This is a genomic window from Vibrio crassostreae, from assembly GCF_024347415.1.
Lineage (GTDB): Bacteria > Pseudomonadota > Gammaproteobacteria > Enterobacterales > Vibrionaceae > Vibrio > Vibrio crassostreae.
Genome location: NZ_AP025477.1, coordinates 1,678,295 through 1,694,986 on the forward strand (window position 1 = coordinate 1,678,295; position 16,692 = coordinate 1,694,986).

General features: G+C 44.9%; 17 protein-coding genes. 3 read left to right on the forward strand and 14 right to left on the reverse strand.

The window, feature by feature from the left end:
• Positions 1 to 5: 5 nt before the first annotated feature.
• The 9 genes from OC193_RS23160 to OC193_RS23200 form a co-directional block, all read right to left on the reverse strand.
• Positions 6 to 812 (reverse strand): DUF1365 domain-containing protein, encoded by an 807-nt coding sequence (locus OC193_RS23160; protein WP_048663950.1) that lies wholly within the window; start codon positions 810 to 812, stop codon positions 6 to 8.
• Positions 809 to 2,080: an NAD(P)/FAD-dependent oxidoreductase gene (locus OC193_RS23165; RefSeq protein ID WP_048660593.1), complete on the reverse strand. Its 1,272-nt coding sequence runs from the start codon at positions 2,078 to 2,080 to the stop codon at positions 809 to 811. The genes OC193_RS23160 and OC193_RS23165 overlap by 4 nt, the downstream gene beginning before the upstream one ends.
• 2 nt (positions 2,081 to 2,082) lie before the next feature.
• On the reverse strand, positions 2,083 to 2,814 hold the full coding sequence (locus OC193_RS23170) for an SDR family NAD(P)-dependent oxidoreductase (protein WP_048660594.1): 732 nt from the start codon (positions 2,812 to 2,814) through the stop codon (positions 2,083 to 2,085).
• Positions 2,814 to 3,245, reverse strand: a complete 432-nt coding sequence (locus OC193_RS23175; RefSeq protein WP_048660595.1) for a nuclear transport factor 2 family protein — start codon at positions 3,243 to 3,245, stop codon at positions 2,814 to 2,816. The genes OC193_RS23170 and OC193_RS23175 overlap by 1 nt, the downstream gene beginning before the upstream one ends.
• 14 nt (positions 3,246 to 3,259) lie before the next feature.
• The gene (gene phrB, locus OC193_RS23180) at positions 3,260 to 4,705 is read right to left on the reverse strand and encodes a deoxyribodipyrimidine photo-lyase (RefSeq protein ID WP_048663949.1); all 1,446 of its coding nucleotides are present in this window, start codon (positions 4,703 to 4,705) and stop codon (positions 3,260 to 3,262) included.
• Complete coding sequence (locus OC193_RS23185; protein WP_048663947.1) at positions 4,702 to 5,649, reverse strand: YbgA family protein; 948 nt, start codon at positions 5,647 to 5,649, stop codon at positions 4,702 to 4,704. Before OC193_RS23185 ends, phrB begins: the two co-directional genes overlap by 4 nt.
• Positions 5,650 to 5,793: 144 nt before the next feature.
• On the reverse strand, positions 5,794 to 6,474 hold the full coding sequence (locus OC193_RS23190; protein WP_048663946.1) for a ChrR family anti-sigma-E factor: 681 nt from the start codon (positions 6,472 to 6,474) through the stop codon (positions 5,794 to 5,796).
• Positions 6,467 to 7,114, reverse strand: a complete 648-nt coding sequence (locus tag OC193_RS23195; protein WP_048663944.1) for a sigma-70 family RNA polymerase sigma factor — start codon at positions 7,112 to 7,114, stop codon at positions 6,467 to 6,469. Before OC193_RS23195 ends, OC193_RS23190 begins: the two co-directional genes overlap by 8 nt.
• 110 nt (positions 7,115 to 7,224) lie before the next feature.
• Positions 7,225 to 7,845, reverse strand: coding sequence for an LON peptidase substrate-binding domain-containing protein (locus tag OC193_RS23200; RefSeq protein WP_048660600.1), 621 nt, complete (start codon positions 7,843 to 7,845; stop codon positions 7,225 to 7,227).
• 252 nt (positions 7,846 to 8,097) lie between these two features.
• Between OC193_RS23200 and OC193_RS23205 the strand changes: the two genes are divergently transcribed.
• On the forward strand, positions 8,098 to 8,484 hold the full coding sequence (locus OC193_RS23205; RefSeq protein ID WP_017070218.1) for a tautomerase family protein: 387 nt from the start codon (positions 8,098 to 8,100) through the stop codon (positions 8,482 to 8,484).
• Between the two features lie 125 nt (positions 8,485 to 8,609).
• On the opposite strand, the gene OC193_RS23210 is transcribed toward OC193_RS23205, so the two are convergent.
• The gene (locus tag OC193_RS23210) at positions 8,610 to 9,407 is read right to left on the reverse strand and encodes a DUF4344 domain-containing metallopeptidase (protein ID WP_048663943.1); all 798 of its coding nucleotides are present in this window, start codon (positions 9,405 to 9,407) and stop codon (positions 8,610 to 8,612) included.
• Positions 9,408 to 9,733: 326 nt separating this feature from the next.
• On the opposite strand from OC193_RS23210, the gene OC193_RS23215 reads away from it, so the two are divergent.
• Both OC193_RS23215 and gltS read left to right on the forward strand, forming a co-directional pair.
• A complete protein-coding gene (locus tag OC193_RS23215) occupies positions 9,734 to 10,090 on the forward strand; it encodes a YibL family ribosome-associated protein (protein WP_017060971.1) in 357 nt (118 codons plus the stop codon).
• Between the two features lie 315 nt (positions 10,091 to 10,405).
• Positions 10,406 to 11,632 (forward strand): sodium/glutamate symporter, encoded by a 1,227-nt coding sequence (gene gltS / locus OC193_RS23220; protein ID WP_048660602.1) that lies wholly within the window; start codon positions 10,406 to 10,408, stop codon positions 11,630 to 11,632.
• A 201-nt stretch (positions 11,633 to 11,833) separates the two neighbouring features.
• Here gltS and norW read toward each other — a convergent pair whose 3' ends face one another.
• From norW to OC193_RS23240, 4 genes are all read right to left on the reverse strand, one after another.
• On the reverse strand, positions 11,834 to 13,003 hold the full coding sequence (gene norW, locus OC193_RS23225; protein ID WP_048663941.1) for an NADH:flavorubredoxin reductase NorW: 1,170 nt from the start codon (positions 13,001 to 13,003) through the stop codon (positions 11,834 to 11,836).
• A 1-nt stretch (position 13,004) separates the two neighbouring features.
• Positions 13,005 to 14,510 (reverse strand): anaerobic nitric oxide reductase flavorubredoxin, encoded by a 1,506-nt coding sequence (gene norV / locus OC193_RS23230; RefSeq protein WP_048663940.1) that lies wholly within the window; start codon positions 14,508 to 14,510, stop codon positions 13,005 to 13,007.
• 294 nt (positions 14,511 to 14,804) lie between these two features.
• Positions 14,805 to 15,461, reverse strand: coding sequence for an NAD(P)H-dependent oxidoreductase (locus OC193_RS23235; protein WP_048663939.1), 657 nt, complete (start codon positions 15,459 to 15,461; stop codon positions 14,805 to 14,807).
• 291 nt (positions 15,462 to 15,752) lie between these two features.
• Complete coding sequence (locus OC193_RS23240; RefSeq protein ID WP_048663938.1) at positions 15,753 to 16,619, reverse strand: hypothetical protein; 867 nt, start codon at positions 16,617 to 16,619, stop codon at positions 15,753 to 15,755.
• Positions 16,620 to 16,692 lie beyond the last annotated feature (73 nt).

A 16,692-nucleotide genomic window follows, 5' to 3' on the forward strand; every position in this document is an offset into this window, starting at 1 on the left:
TGCGCTTAAGACGTTGAGTCTGGATGCGCCACAAACGGTACTTTTTTCAGGAATAATTTGAGAGCCTGATAATAAATTCCCATCACGACTTTTATCGTCATCGCCGGAATCTTGAACACCGTCCGTCTAATGTTTGTCTTGGTTACTGACTGTTTGGTCAGGGCCAGTGTCGCATCGAAAAGCTTGTTGTCTCGGCGGCTTTCGATGTGAACTAACGTGCGTTTCGCTGGTGGCTTAATCTTCCAAAAATAAGTCATGTTCAAATCCATGAACGGCGAAACGTGAAACTCTTTTTCTACCTTCAACTCTTGGTGCATGTCGATCAGATAGTAGTGTCTTTCTCGCCAAGGCGTGTTACTCACTTCTGCCAACATGTATTTACAATCTCCAGTTTCGTCATAGCAGAAGAAACAGTTGATTGGGCTGAAATAGATGCCTAAGCAGCGGCACTGAGCCAGCATCGTCACACGGTTTGAATCAGACCAAACCCCACCAAGTTGTTGCACTTTGGAAGCTATACGTTGCTTAAGTGATTTTGGTTCATTCGTAGTGACATTTTGTTTTTTTTCAGTGAGATAATCCGATTCTACAAAGCGAATCGGGTTATACCATCGAGTGCCGAACAGCGCACTGCGCGATGTGGTTTGGGGCAGTTCGTCAAGATCGAGCCCCATCATATACAGCTGATAGCTGAACTCATGTGTGATGTTGCCAAAGCGGCGATGTCTGACGTTGCCCCAATAGATACCGCTGAGCTCTTCACTCTTTTCAGATGCGATCCCCATCTCGGGTGTCAGGGTTTGACTGTTCATAGCACTGAACTCGTACTCAAATCCAAACCGAAGCGTTTGGTCACATCGAGTGCACTGTGGACACCGTCTTCATGGAACCCGTTATACCAATAAGCACCAGCAAAGTGAGTCTGGTTTTTGCCACAAATCTGCTCGCGTTTGTGCTGAGCTTCAACCGTGTTCGAATTAAGTACCGGGTGATGATAAACAAAGCTGCGAATGATTTTCTTTGGGTCGATGGCTTCGCTCTGATTCAAGGTGACGCAGAAGGTGTCTTGGCTTTCGATGCCTTGCAGAATGTTCATGTTGTAAGTCACACAGGCAGGTCGTTTACTGTCGCCATCTAACATGTAGTTCCAGCTTGCCCAAGCCAGTTTTCTGTCTGGTAATAAGCGAGTATCGGTGTGCAGAACCACTTCATTGCGACTGTAAGGGATCTCGCCCAGTACCTGTTGCTCTTGTTCTGTCGCATCACCAAGCAGACGTAAGGCTTGGTCTGAGTGACAGGCAAAGATTACTTCGTCGAAGTTTTGCGTGCTGCCATCTTCAAATTCAACAGTGACGCCCGGTTCTTGGCGAGTGACTTGTTTAATCGATGTATTCAATGTAACAGGCTTACTCAAACGTGAAAGGATAATTTCAACGTAAGAGCGTGAACCTTTTGGAATCACATACCATTGTGGACGGTTCGCAATATCGAGTAGCCCGTGGTTGTAGAAAAACTGGATGAAGAACTTCAGCTCAAACTCTTCCATTTCCTCTAAGCTTGTCGACCAAATCGCCGCGCCCATCGGCAAAATGTAGTGCTGACTAAAGAAGTCAGAAAAATGGTTTTCACGCAAGAAACGGCCAAGGGTAACGTCTGGTGTGAATTCATTGCTTTCAAACTGAGCCTTGCACAGTTTGTTGAACTTGAGAATGTCAGAAACCAAAGACCAGAACTGAGGTTTGAAGATGTTACTCCTCTGAGCGAACAACGAATTAATGCTGTGGCCGTTGTATTCAAACTTAGTAGTAGTGTTGTGGACGCTGAAGCTCATCTCGGTAGGTTGCCTTTCGACCCCGAGTTGTTCTAGAAGCTGATTGAAATTCGGGTAGGTTCGATCGTTGAATACGATGAAACCTGTATCTATCGAAAACGCCGAGCCTTGATGTTCAATATCAACGGTCGCGGTGTGACCCCCAACATAATCGTTCTTTTCGAATACCGTTACGTCGTGGTGCTTATCTAATATGTGCGCGCAAGTGAGTCCAGAGATGCCTGAACCAATAATGGCGATTTTCTTCATTGTTATACCATCCTTGAAGCGAGTTTTTGCCAAACTGGAGTTGGAAGCATTCTTAGTAGCTTCATCAACATGATGAATCGTCTTGGGAAATCGATTTCACTCTTTCCTTGAGCGATACCATTTACGATTCTTTGAGTTGCGGCCTCACTACTAATAATCATAGGCATAGCGAACGTATTTCGCTCGGTTAATGGCGTTTCAACAAAGCCAGGGTGCACAATTGAGACATGAATGTTGTGCGTTGCCAGATCAACCGAAAGTGTTCTGCCTAAGTAGGTGAGGGCTGCCTTTGAAGCGCCATAAGCCTCGGCTCTAGGTAAAGGTAAAAAGCTGGCGCTGGAGCTGACTATAACCAAACGGCCGCCGGGCTTGATGTTTTTTAACCAGGCTTTAAGGGCGTAGCCAATTGAAATTAGGTTTATGTTGATGACGCGCTCGAAAAGTTCGGCATCAAAATTCAATGGGTCGTCGATGTATTCACAATCACCCGCATTTAGAATCAGCAGATCGAGCGGCTTGTCTTGGTCGAGTTCTGGGAAGTTGTGGTAATCGGTCAGATCGAAACAGAGCGGTGAAATGGATGAATGTGCGATGTCTGTATCGTGAGAATCAACTAAGGCTTGCAGTTTGTCTGGGTTGCGGCCACAAGCAATCACCTGATGCCCTTGCTGAGCGTAATCTTTAGCGAGGGATTGGCCGATACCTGAGGTCGCGCCTGTAATCATAATACGCATTATCGGCTCGCTCTCTTTTTGATGGATTTAATCGCGCAGCCCAGTACTGGAATGTGTTCATACAACATAGAACCGACGTCGAGGTAGTCTCTGTGGTAAATCACCTGACCGTCGAACATCTTGAGGTGGCTGTGTCCTTGTACTTCGATCGGCTTTTGCCCATTTAGTTGCTTGTGAGCAAATTGCATCGTCCAGTAAACCGAAGCTTCATCGTTCACTTCGAAAGTGTGTTCAATGTGGAAGTAACAGCTCGTCACTTGGGTGTAGAGGTTCTCGAAGTAGTGAGTAAGCGCAGAAATACCGCTGACATGGTGCAGCGGATCTTGGAATTCAATATCAGGGTGATAAACCGTCTTCAGCACGTCGAAATTGTCTGTTCCGAGTTCTCGATACATGTTGAGAAAGTTATCAAGCCATAGAGAGTTATCCATAATATTCACTCTAATTATTTGAAGAAGGCTAAGGCTCTCAATCGTGCTTGTTTGTGCTCAACGATGGGTTGCCAGTATTCGCTGTCTATCCCGTTTTTAGCGATAAAGTCATGTGGAAAATGCACATGCTTATCAGGGATGTTTTGCAGCTCTGGTATGTACTTACGAATAAAAATTCCTTTTGGATCAAACTTTTCACTCTGGGTGATTGGATTGAAAATTCGAAAGTAAGGTTGAGCATCGCAGCCAGTACTTGAAGCCCACTGCCAGCCACCGTTGTTGGCGCTAAAGTCACCGTCGATAAGGTGTGACATAAAGAAACGCTCGCCCCAGCGCCAGTCAATAAGCAGGTGCTTGGTTAGGAAGCTTGCCACCACCATTCTTAGCCTGTTGTGCATCCAGCCCGTTTCAACCAGTTGACGCATGGCTGCATCAACCAATGGATATCCGGTTTTTCCTTCGCACCATGCTTTGAAGCTAGGGTGATCTTGATACCAGTCTAATCCATTGTATTTTTGCTGAAAGTTCGCTCCTTTAACCAGTTTAGGATGGTGGAACATCAAATGCTTATAAAAATCACGCCAAATCAATTCATTAAGCCAAGAAAAGGCCGGCAGCTGAGTATCAAACAACAAATCGGGTTGTTGCTGAATCAGCTGAATCGCTAGCCAACGTGGGCTCACAGCGCCAATCGCCAAATAAGGTGATAGACCAGACGTGCCTTTTACCGAGGGAATATCTCTCAGGCGCGTGTAGTCGTTGACTTTATTGGTTAAGAAATTCGGGATCACATTGCCCAATACATCTTGGCTTAATGGCCAGCGGCTTGAATCAACACGCGGAAAGTCAAAATCATAGTCAGCGGAGATTCTTGAAGCATTTAAGTCGTCAGGAAGTTGTGATTGTGGACGCTGAGTTTGTTGAAGCTGTGTTTGTTGAAGCTTAGCGGGCACGATAGGAGCCGGGCTACAGATGATACCTTTCACCTGAACTTCTTTTAACCAAGCGTTCTTAAATGGCGTAAAGACTTTGAACATCTCGCCTTGTTTGTTAAGAACGCTACCTAATGGCAGCATAACGTCACAAGAGCTGATCTGAAGGTTTACCCCATTTGATATCAGTTGCTGGTCACGGGTTTGTTCATCTACCTCAGGTTCTGAATTTGCGTATACGCACTTAGCATCAAGTTGTTCGTATAATTCGATGAGCTGTCGGGCTTGGTCATCAAAATCGCTGGCTTTGAGATGCAGCAATGAAATCCCAAACTCAGCGAGTTGGGATTCGAGCTGTTTTAGGTGACGATAAATGAAATCGGCTTTGATGGGGGCAAGGTGGTGTTGCTGCCATTGCTGTGGTGTTGAAATAAAAACGGCGATAGACACGCCGTTTTCAACTGCCGCGACGAGCGCTGGGTTATCGTGAATCCGCAGGTCTCGTCGTATCCATAGAATGTTGCTCAATATCCGTATCTCAGTTTAAGTTCTTGTGGGTGAGGGTTTAGGTAAACCTGTGACTCCAAGTACTCGTTTGGGTACTCCATTAGGTAGTGGTTGATCAGTGTCAACGGCACTAGTAACGGAATTACGCCCTCTCTGAATGATGTAATTTGGCTTGAGAGTTCTTGCTTGTGAGCACTGCTCAGCTGCTTCTTGAAATAGCCTTGCAGGTGTTGCAGAGTATTGGCGTGAGTACCACGGTTGGCATGATGTGATAACGCCGTCATCAGGCCTTTAATATATTGGTCTGCAAGCTCATTAATGTCGAGTTTATTGCTCGCTAGCAGATTGCCCAAACTTTTGTAACTCTCTACGTGGTGACACATCACTAGATACTTGTGCGCACTGTGGAACTGGATAAGCTTGTGTTTTGTTACACCCTCATCCACAAGGTCGAGCCACTTTTGATAGGTGAAGACACGAGTCATGAAGTTCTCGCGCAAAATAGGGTCGTTAAGTCGCCCGTTTTCTTCAACAGGAAGTAACGGGTTAGCGTCCATGATCTGCTTAGTAAACATGCCAATACCAGTCGACTCAGAACCACGACCATGGTGGTGGTACACTTTCACTCGCTCCATACCGCAAGTTGGGCTCTTTTGGCAAACAATGAATCCAGCAATGTGCTGATTGTTCTTCGAGTAGTTTTGACCGAACTCGATTAACTCATTGGTCACATCACCAGAACCGTCTGGACGGGAGACGTGAATGATATCGTCTAACATCCGAGTCTGGCGAATAGTTGGGCGAGGCGTTGGCAGACCAACGCCCATCTCTGGACAAACGGGTTCCAACTCAACGTAATCTGCTAAGTCGTCTGTGCAGAAGCGAGAACGTTTATGGCCAGTATCGAACCGAACTTTATGACCGGCGACACATGCACTAATGCCTATTTTTATTTTCTTATCCATTGGTCAATTCCTTACGCTCATTGCTCATTATTGTTTTTATATTATGTGGCTTGTTGCTTATTCCAGTTTACTTTAGTCCGGTTGTTACCTTTCCACCTAGCCAACGCTGTGCATCTTGTGATCTACCCGGTAAATCCTTCTTAACTAGTAAATGTATTTACCTAGTGGGTTGAACAGTTGGCTGACACCTTTAGTGAAGTACAAGGCATCACTTGAAACGGTCAAGCACACACAACCTTCTTTGGTCGCAGGTTGATGAGTGTGACTGCCATCTAGCCAGATGAAGTCGCCTTTGTTGTAGACGCCCATTTCGTCTTCGAAACTGCCTTCTAAAAGAAGTGTAATTTCGAAACCTTTGTGAGTGTGGCAAGGCACTTGTCCGTTTTTATCGATATGCAGCAAACTTGTGTGATGTGCTTCGTCATCGAAATCGAGTCTTGCGCGTGAAATTTTGCCTAGGTTCATCCAATCTTTTCTCGCCACCGAGTTCAGAGCGCGAGGAATAGTGAATGTGGTATCTGCAACGGTAACTTGCTCTACCTTTGGCTCAACTTCCACTGACTGAGATAAATCAGCAGTAATCTGCTCAATTGCATCAAAGTCGAAATCCATGTCGTCCATTGAAAAGCCGCCTGACTCTTCGTTCGTGAACGCAGGTTCTTTATCAAAGGCATTGTTCGCCGCCTCAGCGGTAAGCTGCTTAACCTGCTGTTGGCAATGTTCACACAGTTCTACGTGACTAGAAACAATCAATGAAACAGAGTCTGCAAGCGTGCCATCGACAAAATCTTTCAAAATTTCAGCATTTGGGTGATGTTTAATCATGGCTTTGTTCCCCCATGTGAACCTTAAGTTTGGCTAAAGCGAGTCTTAGACGTGATTTCACGGTTCCAAGTGGGACGCCAAGTTGTTGTGCAAGCTGTTCTTGAGAGAGCTCTTGAAAGTAGACACCTTTCACAATGGTTTTCTGAGCCAGAGGCAGCTTCTCTATTTGTGTCATTACGTGTCGGCTCATCAAATGATCGCCAAACGGTAATTCATCACTTTGAGATTCCGCAACCATCGCGTCAATAGGCCAGATGTCGTCTGCGATTGTCTGTTCCGCTTTGGCTTTTACTTTGCGTAACATATCAAACGCAGCATTTCGCATGACTGTGTAGACCCAAGTCGTCGCAGCGCCCTTATCTTCATTGTAAAGGTGGGCTTTCTTCCAAACGTTAGTCATGGTGTCTTGAACCAGCTCGTTCGCAGCAGCTTCACCGCCTAACTTGCTGATTCCGAAACGCTTTATCTTGGGGGCAAAGAACTTGAACAAACAGGTAAATGCCTGCTTGTCTCGGTCTGTACCAACTAAGATCAACCAGCTTGAAAGCTCTGTTGGAACCTTGGATTCGTTCGTTGTTTTTTTGTCTGGGATAATGACATGCTCCTTGCCTTTCCCTGAACTTCTACTTTCGACTTGCATAGTAAATAACCATCATGCGAATTTGAGTGGCACTACGTGAAAGTTGAAGGCCGGGATCACTTTAATTTAAATTATTTTCCACTATACAAAATTATAGTGAAGAAAAGTGCTTATTGCCCCGTAATGATTTGATTCAAAAAAGGAACTAAAGAAGGAAAGCTAGCGGGCTCGGTGAACTCTGTTTTCTTTTCCAAAGGGATAGGCATCATTTCGAGTAGTCGCGCGCAAATCCATTGCGGGCTTTCGAAATCAGGAGTGGGGTAAAGGGTTCTTATCGAATCGTGGTCGCGAAACAGCTGAACCAAAAACGCTGTAAACACGTTAGGCACGTCGTAGTCGAGAACCGGCCAATGGGGCAGTGGTCTGAATTTGCTTTTGATCAAGCCAGCAGTGTCTCTGTGAGAGGAGTGAAGCTGCACTAGCTGCTGGCCTTCCACATCGATTTCCAATATCTGATCATCAGCCATATTAAAGTCTACGATGGATACTTTTGTTCCCCAAGAGCTAAGGTGATCAGCGTTTACGTTGTCTTGAGTAGCAATGATAAAGCCATCGCCCTGCGCTGCGTGTGCGACCATCGCAAGGTATTTGGGCTCGAAAATGCGTAGCCTTTGACGACCTCTTGGTAACAGGAAGATGGGGAGCGGAAACACAGCGACTTCTAGCGAAGACTCTGCGGGTGTTTCTGGTTCGGCGTCTGTCCGTGTGGCCTTACTAGGTGAATTCGGCACATAGTACTCCTTAATTCAAATGTGATTTTAGAAGATATACGCCGGGATAGCGGTGTTCGATCAATTCGCTTCGACTTATGTTTGCAAAGGGATAAGTATTTTGTTGCACCTGTTCATAAATTCATTGTTTTTACCTTTTCTCACACGTGTCATTAGGTAGTATATGTACAAATAGTAAGCGAATGGGTGGTCGCTAGACGATGCTTCTATCTAACGTTCCTCTATACCTAACATCGCATCAAAGGAATGGTCATGATTGTTATTTATGGTATCAAAGAGTGCTTAAATCCAATTAAGTTGCAACTATCAAACGTGTTGCAGCAGTGTTTAAACAGTGAAATGGGTTTGCCTGATGACAAGCGCGCACATCGGTTTGTGCCATTGGAACGGGATGACTTCTTTTACCCGGAAGGAAGAACAGAAGCCTATACCGTCATTGAAATCAATATGATGGAAGGTCGAGCGGTGAACACCAAGAAACGCCTAATAAAGAAGATATTTTCTGAAATAGAAAAGCAGTTGGCTATCTCTCCGATTGATATTGAAATCACCATCAAAGAACAGCCATCGCACTGCTGGGGATTTCGAGGTATGACAGGCGATGAAGCTCAAGATCTTAAATATAAAGTGAAGGTCTAGGGCTTAAACTCTTAACTCTTAACTCTTAACTCTTAACTCTTAACACATAAGACTTAAGCCAACCTATCGAGTGGCGGCTTTGGAGTTTGATGCCAAAGCCGTTTTATCTCGTTCTTGACACACCTTTAAGTATCGTCACTCTCTTTTAAATACTGATGCCAATTTTCATTGATCACATCAAAATGCTCCACACAGAACTCTTTCCGATCTTTCAAATAGTCATTTTCCACTTCATCGAGCAAGTTCTTATAGGCATCAGGGTCGCTGCCATACACCAAGCATAAAGTAGAGAAGTAACGCTGCAGGTCGAAACTGTGCTCGTCGATGTATTCCCCTAAGTCGTAATATTCTGGGCGGTCTTCTGATTCGAAAGCGAACATGTCTGCTGCGCTGATCGCGGCATCGGCGCCATGTTCCACATAGTTAAGTAATAGGATGGTCGCTAGGTTGTCGACCGCATCTTCCTCTTTGCCCAAGATGGCAATCTTTTGGTCTTCAATATAAGCATGTCCTGCTTCGTGCAGCAGAGTGTGTAGTAAGGTATCGATAGCGCCAGTTTGCGCAGATTTTCCATACTCTTTTTCGTATTGGTTCTTCTCAAAGTAGTTAAGTGATTCAGCGTAAAAGCGGTAAGGGATCAGCACTTGATGGGTTTGTGGATCGTAGAGGGGCCCGTCCTCTCCGCCATATTGAATGGTTAATGGCTTCTCAAACATGAAGAGTTGGTTTGATAGATCGACCACGGTGTCATTAACGCCACTGATTTGAATCTCGCGTTTGAGCTGCTCTTCTTCGGAATTTGTCGGTGCAGAGTACTCGACGATTAGGTTATTTTGGGGTGTTTGTTCACTAGATGCATAAGTTGCGGCAAACATTGAACTCAGGGCTAGACTGTAGGTCAATATTCTTTTCAATAATGTCATCGGTTATCCTTGTGATTACGTTGCGAATCAGAGTCGTTGCAGGGGAGGATACCCCAAGCTGTGTACCCTGAGTTAGTTACTGCGTTAGAGTATAAGTTTAGACGGAATTTTGATGTATCGAGGACTGCAATTTTTGAGGTAGACGCTATCCTATCAATGAATAATCCGCTCAGAGGCTCGCCACAAAGAATAGGTAACCTGAATGAACGGTATCGATGTGATTTGTTTCTGTTGGTAATTAACAGATAAATTTCGGTTCAAGTGAACCCTTGTGCTATACTCCGCGCCCCAATCCGAATTGGCTTGTTAAATCTTAGGAAATTATTATGAGTGTTAAAAACGAACTTCAACAAATTAACAACCGTCTAGACAAGTGTCGCCACAAGTTAGATGCTGCTAAAACTCGTAATGATCGTCCTGTTGTTCGTCAATTCGAGGAAGAGATTAAGAAGCTAACTAAGAAAATTGCCCAGCTTAAACACAAAGAAAGCTACGATGTGAACCAAGAGCGTAAGTCTTTGGTTGATATGCCATTTAGCCGTGAGATTACAAAAGCTGAGCAAGCGGATATGGGTAAACTTAAAAAGTCTGTTAAAGGACTCGTAATTGTTCACCCAATGACGAAGATCGGTAAAGAACTTCGCATTGAGGTTATGACTGGTTACGCACCGAAAAAATTCTAATTACCAGCGATGGTAATGAAAGAGGAGCTAGTAATAGCTCCTTTTTGCTTTTTTAGGTATTAAAAAAGCAGAGTCAGCGGCAAAATTACTCACGCCGCTTTTAACTTTTTGGAGGTGATTGTTGTCACAAATCCTTTTATCTCCTATAAAAGTTAACGAGCTACTAACATGGCACTAAGTGTTCGCAGTAATGTGTTCGCTTCTCGAATCTACAATTTCTCTCCAGTTTGCATAAATATAGGTAGAGCAGCACAGATAATTACAGATAAAACTAGACTCATTAAGGAAGATGAGAACGTAAAAAATAGAGGTTATATGAATCAATTAATTTCAATTGGACCACTAGAATCCTTCCTAATCGCGATTAGTGTTTTGTTTCTAGGTCATTTCGTCAATGCAAAGCTTCCTGTTCTCAAAAAGTACAACATTCCAGAGCCCATTGTCGGCGGCTTGATTGTCGCTTTTGCTATTACAGCCCTGCACTTTAACGGCCTTGATCTAGAGTTTTCTTTGCCCTTGCAGAACACCTTTATGTTGATGTTCTTTGCAACGGTCGGCCTTGCGGCTAACTACACACAGCTGATGAAAGGTGGTGCTAAAGTATTCCTATTCTTAGGGGTAGCGTCGGTCTATATCATTATCCAAAACGGTGTAGGCGTAACCTTAGCAACGGCACTAGGCCTTGAACCCTTGATGGGTTTGATTGCTGGCTCTATCACGCTTTCGGGTGGCCACGGTACAGGCGCGGCTTGGTCGCAAACTTTTGCAGACACGTTTGGCATTGCAAATACGCTAGAAATCGCAATGGCTTCAGCGACCTTTGGTTTGATCATCGGTGGTATTATTGGTAGCCCAGTGGCGCAAAAGCTGATTGATAAAAACCAGCTTGAATCTGAGTACGGTACTGGCACGCAAACGCACGAACGCTTCCCTGAACTTGTTACTTACAACGAGTATGAAGAAGACAAAGTGACGGCGAAGAAGGTGATTGAAGTGTTGTTCATCCTTCTTATCTGTATCACGGGTGCGAAGTACCTAGAGCAGTGGGTGGCGACTTTTGAAATTTCTTGGTTGATGATTCCTGACTTCGTTTACGCGTTGTTTATCGGTGTGTTCATCACTAACGTGTTTGAAGTGACTAAGCTGCATAAGACTGACAGCGAAACGGTCGATATTCTTGGTACGGTATCATTGTCCCTGTTCCTTGCCATGGCGCTAATGAGCCTTAAGCTTTGGAACATCTTTGACCTTGCGATTCCGTTTTTGGCTATCCTTGCAGTTCAGGCTGTGGTGTTAGGTATTTTCTCTTACTTTGTGACATTCAAAGTAATGGGTTCTAACTACGACGCAGCGGTTATGGCGGGTGGTCACTGTGGTTTCGGTCTAGGTGCAACACCAACAGCGGTAATGAACATGGGTTCTTTGGTGAACAGATTCGGTCCGTCACCCCAAGCCTTCATGGTTGTGCCAATTGTTGGTGCCTTCTTTATCGATATCGTTAACCTGATTATTCTTCAAGGTTACATCTCGTTTATCGGTTAAAGTTCGCCTTTGTTTAAGTGCGGTAAGCTCATCGCACTAAGATGAATACAAGAAAGCCAGTCTGTTGACTGGCTTTTTTATTGCTTGCTTATACTAGAGTTGCTCTAGTATAAGCATCAAATTTTCCCGAATTTGATGTGCATTTTTGTGTTGACTACAGTCGACCAATATAATGAGTCGACTGCTTTTACACCTTTGTGCTTATGATGGTGAACTTATTTGCAACTCCTTTAGCAAAGGAAATGCGGCTTTGATGTGCTCTCCTGTGACAATGAACCCAACCAACTGGTTATCTTCATTGAAGCCTTTGGCGACTATACCTTTAGGATCGAATCGAGTTTCCCAGCTCTGAGCAGTGTGAATATCGCGCCCTGCAAGCTGAATAGGATAACTCGGTGTTTTCACCTTGGTGATCATATGAGGCAAGCTGAGCTTTGCTTCGCCTACTTTGCTCTCTCCTTTATCCATAGTCAGCTGCTTCGCCAACACGTTTGCCGACAAGATTGCTGGCTGTAAATAGGCCATCACACGACCTTCAATTTCAGCGCAATCACCAATCGCATACACATTGTTGGCACTGGTTTTCAGGGTGTCATCGACCACAATACCTCTGTTGACCTCAATTCCCGCTTGCGTGGCTAAAGCTGTATTTGGCCTTAACCCTGCTGCGGCAATCACGATATCTGCTCGTATTAATCGAGAGGCGGTAGTTTGTAGCCTGACTCCATCATGAAGATAAGTCGCTCGACAAATCGCAGAGTCGGTTTCGACGGTAACCCCTGCTTTTGCTAGCTCCTTTTCCAGCTCAAGTGAAACGAAAGGCGGCACTAAGTTATTCAATAGATAACTTGCGGGTTCGATTATCGTGACACTTTTGCCCGTAGTTTGAAGATCGAATGCAAGCTCGACCCCAATCAAGCCTCCTCCAATCACAGTGACTCGCTGTGCTTGATCAACCTGCGCTTTGTGTTTTTCGAACTCTTCCAAGCTATTTAACGTAATGGTCGCGCTGCGTTTAAGCCCTTCCGCTGGTGGTATGAAAGGTGTCGCTCCCGTTGCTAATACCAACTTCGAATAGTGGATGATTTGCCCATCAACATGAACACACTGCTGCTTGGTATCGATTTCACTTACAAGCGCTTTGGTTTTGATAACGACGTTGTATTGCTCAGCCAACTGTTGAGCGCTATGTATTGCCAGTGTTTCTGGCGTTTGTGCTTGGCTGAACGCGTGCGAAAGATTTGGCTTACTGTACTCAACGCCAGCATCTGCCGTGATCATAGTAATCGCGATATCTTGGTCAATTTTACGTACCATCTTTATGGTTTGAAGGGCAGCGAAACCGCCGCCCACAATCACAATGTTCGACATGTTACTTCTCCACAAACACTTCTTTGCCTAGATGACATTCTGGGCAAAGGAAATCATCCGGCACTTGTGCCCATGGTGTTCCTGGTTCAACGCCTTGGTAGGGTTCACCCAGTTGTGGATCGTACACCCATTCACACACAGTACAGCGCCAGCAAGTGCAGTCTGCGCTATGTACAGGCTTATCTTGCGCTTCTTCTGGCTTCTGCTCTGCCGTGTCTTTGAGCTCGGAAGTGGTGTTCTCCGGTGCCGGTGTGGCTTCGAGCGGTGTTACATTGCGTGATACTTGTTTTGGTGTGCTCACTTCATCGGCTTCTGCACGCCACACCTCAGCCAATGTCATGCCGTAATCAATACATTGGCGAAGTGCGTCGGTATCCGGTTTCCAGTGAATATGCTGAGGTGCGCTCACTTCGAAGTTGGCTTCACGTAAGCGAGCATCGATGCGTTTTACTGCGCCGCCAGTCCAACCTGAAGAACCAAATGCTGCGGCTCTTTTTCCTGCAAAGCGCAGGCCGTGTATTTCTTCAAGTAGCGCTGCGATTTGCGGCATCATCACGTTGTTCATGGTCGATGACCCAACAAGCACACCCTTCGAGCGGAAGATATTGGCAAGGATGTCATTCTTGTCGTGCTTAGAGATGTTGAAGACCTTGATTGCTGTTTCTGGGCTGCCTTTGCGGATACCTTTGGCGATCGCGTCAGCCATCATGCGAGTGTTGTTGGACATGGTGTCGTAGACAATCGTGATACGATCTTCTTTGTAGGCTTTCGACCACTCGTAATATTGCTCAACGATTTGAGTCGCATTGTCGCGCCAAATACAACCGTGAGAAGTCGCAATCACATCGATCGGCACACCTAAACTCAACACTTCTTCTATCTTCGCTTTTACTAGAGGTGCAAATGGCGTCAGGATGTTAGAGAAATAACGCAGACATTGATCGTGAAGCTCTACTTGGTCTAGCTGGTCGTTGAATAGGTTTTCGTCACAGTAGTGTTGGCCGAATGCATCATTACTGAACAGGATTTCATCGCCAGTTAAGTAGGTCGCCATTGAGTCTGGCCAGTGCAACATCTTCATCTCAACAAAGATAAGTTGCTTGCCGTTACCGACATCGAGCGTGTCGCCGGTTTTTACGGTTCTGAAGTTCCAATCTGGTTGATGGTGATGGCCAACAATCGAGTTAACACCAGCTTCTGTGCAGTAAACCGGTGTGTTTGGAATTTTGGCTAATAGTGCAGAAAGGGCTCCGGAGTGGTCTTCTTCAGCGTGCTGGCAAATGATGTAATCGATCTCATTGATATCGATTTCCATCTCTAGGTTTGCAAGGAATTGCTCAGTAAAGCGATGATCGACAGTATCGACAAGCACTGTCTTCTCTTCACGGATCAGGTACGAGTTATAACTCGTACCTTTGTTCATGTGGTATTCCTTACCGTGGAAGTGCTCGGTTTCCCAATCGTGGACGCCGACCCAGTGAACATTTGATTTAACGTGAATAGTCATAATGATAGTACCTTATTGAAATATCTAAGGCTCTCATTGCACTAGTTGTGCCATGTTTTTAAGTTATTGTTTTGGTTGTTTTTGTTTGATTTTTGAGCTCCTGTTTGTGTCTTTATGACTTGTTGGTTTTTGTAATCATATTGATTTTAACGTGTCTTTATGACTAGTCGGTGGGTAGTGGCTTGGATAAATAACAGATATAAAAAAGGCCAGACGAGCGTCTGGCCAAATAAAGCAGTGCGATTTGTTTGTTTCAGCTATTACAGCGTTGTGCCTATTATAGCGCGGTAACTGTTATAGCGTGGTAACGACTTCATCAAGAGCTAGACGCGCTTTTGGTTTACCGTGGTTGTAGTCTTCGCCGTCTTTGTGGTAGCCGATAGCTAGCGCTACATCAACAACGTGGCCTTCTAGTTCGTCAGCAAATTCTTCGCTGATCATAGCAGCGTCTACACCTTCCATAGGTGTTGAAGCGATACCTAGGCGAGCAAGTGTGTGCAGTGTGTTACCTAGTGCGATGTAAACTTGAGACTTAGTCCAGTTACCGTTGAAACCTGTTTCGTCTGTGTTCATTTCTGCAAATGCGTAAGCACCTAAGAATTGCTCGTACATTTCAGCTGGTAGGTGACCAGAGCTTACTTCTGTATCTGCACGCTTCGCGAATTTCTCTTTAGTGTATTTAGGATCGTGAGCAAACAGGATCGTGTGTGACGCTTCTTTCGCATGTGGTTGGTTAAACTGGAACATGTTTTCGAAAGTATTGTGGAAGCGTTGTTTTGCTGCGTCACTCTCAATGATGATGAATTTCCAAGGCTGAGAGTTGATAGAAGAAGCTGACAAACGAAGTGCTTCTTTGATTACTTCCATGTCTTCCGCAGAGATGCGCTTTTCTGCATCGTATTTTTTAGCTGTGTAGCGAGTGTTTAGATCTGAAATGATTGGATGAGTCATGTTGAATCCTAATATCTATCAATATATATGTTGTAGGGGTTTATGTTCGGTAACGTCAACAATAAACGGATAACGCATTTAGACGGCTCTCAATAGATTGAACGTCTAGATAGTTATCGAACATGCCCCAATTAAATCGAGTATCTGCGGTAGCTCAAGTCGATGGGTGTAAGATAATAGAAGATGGGGTGGGGAAAAATAGCGAACATATCAAATCACTATGGTAAATAATTTCCATAATGAGTAATTAAATGTGATCTTGATGTGTTATGGCGCGCTAAGATCAGTCGCTTAGTACGCCTTGATGCCATATTGACGCAATAATGGTGGAAGTACACTGTCTAGGTTTGGGATATCTTCTGGGGTGAGTTCAATTAAGCTGAAGCCGTGTTCTGCGTATGTTTCTCTCGTTTCAACGCGTTTGTCTTCTGGGATAGGTGCAGAGTCCGTTCCCCAGAACTGGATGTATACCTTGCCATTTGGCAGGTAAAAATCACTGATCACTTCTTTTGATATTGGTAGTGGACGCTCATACGCATGCACTACTCCTGCCATATAAAGCCAGTTATCGATGATCAGCTCTCCCTTTGAACGAACATAGTGCCCATCTAAGGTTCGGTGTTTCGCCTCAAATTTCTGACGGAAGCTAGAAAACGACACATCGGTCGAGTGGCTTTCTGCATCGTGGCCTAAGAACTCGACAACAGATTGCTTTAATCGTTTATTGCGGACTAACGAGTCGTGCCACACCACAAATAAATTCTCAGTCGCTTTGTCTTCTCTTTGTTCACCTCCGGCTTTTAAGCCTGTGGAGGTGACGTGCCAGCCATCTTCTTCTTTCTTTATCCACCCAAGTTCATTGAGCAATAAGTTGATCTTCTTGGCGCTGAGCTCAAAGGCGTGACCAAGTTGCGTCGCGGTTAATGTTTTGCCAGAGAATGACTCTAAGTCGATAAGCAGTTTTTCTGGCCATACGATAAAGACACCAAACTTTTTGTGCTCCACATACTCCCCACCAAAACTTTCCCCTCGCTCTGTCAGTACCCAACGCTCTTGTGAACGCACAATATAGCCAGCGGTTTTTAGATCACCAAATAGCGCTTTGGCTTCTACGCCTTTCTGTTTCGCGAGTGCTGATGTGGAAATTTTGTCTGACATAGTCTTTTCTCAAAGCAGAGCGATCTGCGGATTCAGGTTGAGGCGGTGGTGAATATGAATAGGTAAATACAAT